The sequence below is a fragment of the Massilia consociata genome, from assembly GCF_042432755.1.
Classification (GTDB): domain Bacteria; phylum Pseudomonadota; class Gammaproteobacteria; order Burkholderiales; family Burkholderiaceae_D; genus Telluria; species Telluria consociata.
This window is the reverse complement of the sequence record NZ_JBHLWP010000025.1, coordinates 1-3173: the sequence shown is the minus strand read 5'-3', so window position 1 is coordinate 3173 and position 3173 is coordinate 1. Positions and strand designations below refer to the sequence as shown.

General features: G+C 60.5%; 4 protein-coding genes and 1 pseudogene. All 5 read left to right on the top strand.

Going from position 1 to position 3173, the window contains the following annotated elements:
- Nucleotides 1-361, top strand: a pseudogene (locus tag ACFFJK_RS21565) (hypothetical protein); the annotation flags it as partial.
- Nucleotides 362-363: 2 nt separating this feature from the next.
- Entirely contained in the window at nt 364-591 is a 228-nt protein-coding gene (locus ACFFJK_RS21560) for a hypothetical protein (protein ID WP_379681724.1), read from the top strand.
- A 217-nt stretch (nt 592-808) separates the two neighbouring features.
- A complete protein-coding gene (mobV, locus tag ACFFJK_RS21555; RefSeq protein WP_379681723.1) occupies nt 809-1897 on the top strand; it encodes a MobV family relaxase in 1089 nt (362 codons plus the stop codon).
- Nucleotides 1898-1977: 80 nt separating this feature from the next.
- Nucleotides 1978-2169, top strand: coding sequence for a hypothetical protein (locus ACFFJK_RS21550; protein ID WP_379681722.1), 192 nt, complete (start codon nt 1978-1980; stop codon nt 2167-2169).
- 585 nt (nt 2170-2754) lie between these two features.
- On the top strand, nt 2755-3173 hold a 419-nt coding region (locus ACFFJK_RS21545; protein WP_446686064.1), incomplete at its 3' end, for a hypothetical protein.

The window sequence follows — 3173 nt, the reverse complement described above, 5'->3', positions numbered from 1 at the left end:
ATCGCAGATCAAGGCCTTCTTCGACCTGGGGCAGGGAGCCTATCGGCTCATGCAAATCGTTTTCGCGATCACCCAGCGAATCCCACCCCACACCGACCGCATCTACATGAACCCCGAGACCCTGCCGGAGGACCTCCCAGCCATCAGCAACTCGGCCTTCTATCGAGCCCTCGCAGAGCTGCTAGAAAAGGGATTTTTGGCCCGCGTCGAAAGCGACAAACACTGGTATTTCATCAACCCCACGCTTTTCTTCAACGGCGACCGGGTCCGCTTCATCACCGAATATCAAAAGCCGAGAAAGGCAAAGACCCATCCCGGCCAAGGCTCATTGCAGTTGGAAGACAACGAACCGGAGACCTAATCATGGACGCATTAGCAGAAAACGTTATAAACGCAATCGAGGCAGCAGGCCATATGGCACCTTCATGGATCGCGGACAAGCGAGCCGAATATGGCAAGGCGGAGCGGGCCGAAGTCCTGCGTTGGGTTTGCCTCTCGCTGGACCCGGCCAACATCGAGCATGCGGCTCGAGCCATCGGCGTGAGCGTCGAAGACCTGAAAGCAACAGGCCGCGTCTTGCGAAAAACGTGAGATAAAAGCCAGACGGTCTTGAGCCCCAACGCCTCGAGCGAGATGCTTTAGGCTAGGGAGGAATCAGAGCTTAGGACTCACTCCGACCTTTGCTATCGCAAAGGTCAGGTTCGCCCAGGGGCAAGCCCCCGGGACCCCCAAAATCAAAGGCAACCCCAACCCCATCCCCCCCACTCCGCGCCCCCCCAAGGGGGCTTGGCAAATAGAAGAGGCCACGATGCCCGCACCCGCCAAACAACCCTTCGCCATCGCTCGGACCGAGAAGATCAAGGCGTGGACGACGCTTAGCAAGCGCGTCGGCCATGTGGCCCGGACGACCGCCAGCGCTCGCGAGCATTTGAACCCCAACGCCACCGAGGCCAACATCACGCTTTGCGGCGACGCCGGTTGGCAGAAGGACTTCAAGAAGCTTGTCGACGGCATGTGGCTCCCCAAGCTCAAACAGGGGACGACCCACACGCTGGCCCGCGAATTTGTCCTCACGGCCTCGCCCGAGTGGTTTGCTGGGAAGACCAAAAAGCAGCGCAACGAGTGGGCCAAGGCCAACGTCGATTGGCTGATCGAGCGCTTCGGCGCCGACCGCGTGGCATATGCCGAGCTTCACCTCGACGAGCAGACCCCACACATTCAAGCCTTTGTCTTGCCGCTCAAAGTTGACGCCAATCGCAAGGGCGAGGTGCGCAGCGACAGGGGCAACGGCTGGACCCTCTCGGATTCAGCGCTCAAACTCGGAGGCCATTGCAGCGAGCTGAGCGTCCTGCAGGACGAATACGCCGCAGCCATGAAGCGCTTTGAGCTTCGGCGCGGGATCAAAGGCAGCCCGGCCAAGCATCAGACCATCGCCGCCTGGCGAAAGCAGATGGCCCGCCCGATCGACAAACCGATCAAGGAGCCCAAGGCCATCGAGCCCACTCTGGCCGATCGCTTCAACATCGAGGATTACGGCAGGCGGGTCGCCAAGGCCGCACACGCCGACGTCTTCAAGCAGATGAAGCCCTACCACCAGCAGGCCAAGGCGCAAGCCAAGGAGCTGGCCGAGATCCGAAGCAAGCTCTCAATCCTTGAACCCCTCGCCGAGGCCTTTAAACGGCTCATGGAGCTGCTTTTAGGCCATGTCCCTGACCTCCACAGCATGGAGCAGCGCGGCGAGGCCCTGGAGGCCGTTGCGGCCCTCGCCAAAGCCCACAAGAAGCAGGCGGCGCCGCCCGAGGTGGACGCAGCGCCGCCGGCGCTGAACTGGGGACCGCCATCGGCGGACCCCACCGAGCGCGCACCGCGCGAGGGCAAAGACAAGGCCTTCAAATAACGGGGTTGGGGTTGGGGTCCATGGGTGCATGAAGTTTGAGCGCAAGCATGCGAAAATATCTGCTCAACAGAGGCCCCACCATGAACCCCGAACGTCGCAGCAAACCACGCCCAATCCTTGACTCATCGCACACCGGCATGAGCAATGCGGAGCTCGACGCAGCCATCAGAGAGCTCAATCGAAAGGTCGAGGTCTTGATGGCCGAACGCCGATCACGGCGCGGCGCGGCCAACATGCAATCTGACCCTCCCAAAGAGCCAGAAAACCCCTAATCGCTTAGACCCGTGGCCGGACGCCGTGGAGCGGCGCCGGGGTGGGGTGGGGGTCGCCCTAACGGGCGATCCTCGCTCCCTCGCTTCGCTTCGGTCCTCGGACTCAAATCGCCCCCACGTGGCTGCAGCGCGGCCGGTTGGGGGCCTCCAACGCGGAGAGCAGGAGTCAATGGCGAGCCCGGAGGCCGCAGCCCGGCGCGCAGCGCTGGGACCGGGCGAGGACTCGGGCGAAGCCGAACCATTGACGCCTGATCGCAGCTCACACGCTCCCCGAGTGGGGGCAGGGTCGCTTTTCCCCCTGCCTCCCGAGGCCTCGCTGGCGAGAGTGGGGTGTGGGGCAAAGCCCCACGGTCTTGCCGCTTTTCCCAACTTGGCGCGAAGCGCCCTGTTTTTGCCCGCCCTAGCGGGCTGTTTTTAAAGAAGAAGAAGGAAACACCCTCAAACCCGCATGGACGCTAGATGTCGATTCCCAACTATGGGAAACAAATTCCCAGCAGCCGCAAAATTTAGTCCCACTTTTTGATTGACAAGTGGGAGAGGAGATCCTATAACCTGACGTAATTCATCCCACTTTTGGAGAGAAAAATGACAGGAAAAGCGGCTAAACAGACTCCCAAAGCTGGGACAAAAAAGAGCGACAAAGTTGTCGAAAGTGAGACCAAGAGCACAGAGCTAACGACGACGAAAACCGCCAGCAGCTACCCCACATTCAGGCAAAACCCTTTCATCAAAACGACCGTCATCAAGACACGCAGCAAGCGGCTGACCGTGGCCCGTGGGTCCACGATCATCGACAGCCAAACTGGCGAGATTGAAGGGCTGACCGAGGTCGCCCAAATCTTCAAAGTCGATGAGGCCCAATTCATCAAGGTCTTCACATCGCAGATCAAGGCCTTCTTCGACCTGGGGCAGGGAGCCTATCGGCTCATGCAAATCGTTTTCGCGATCACCCAGCGAATCCCACCCCACACCGACCGCATCTACATGAACCCCGAGACCCTGCC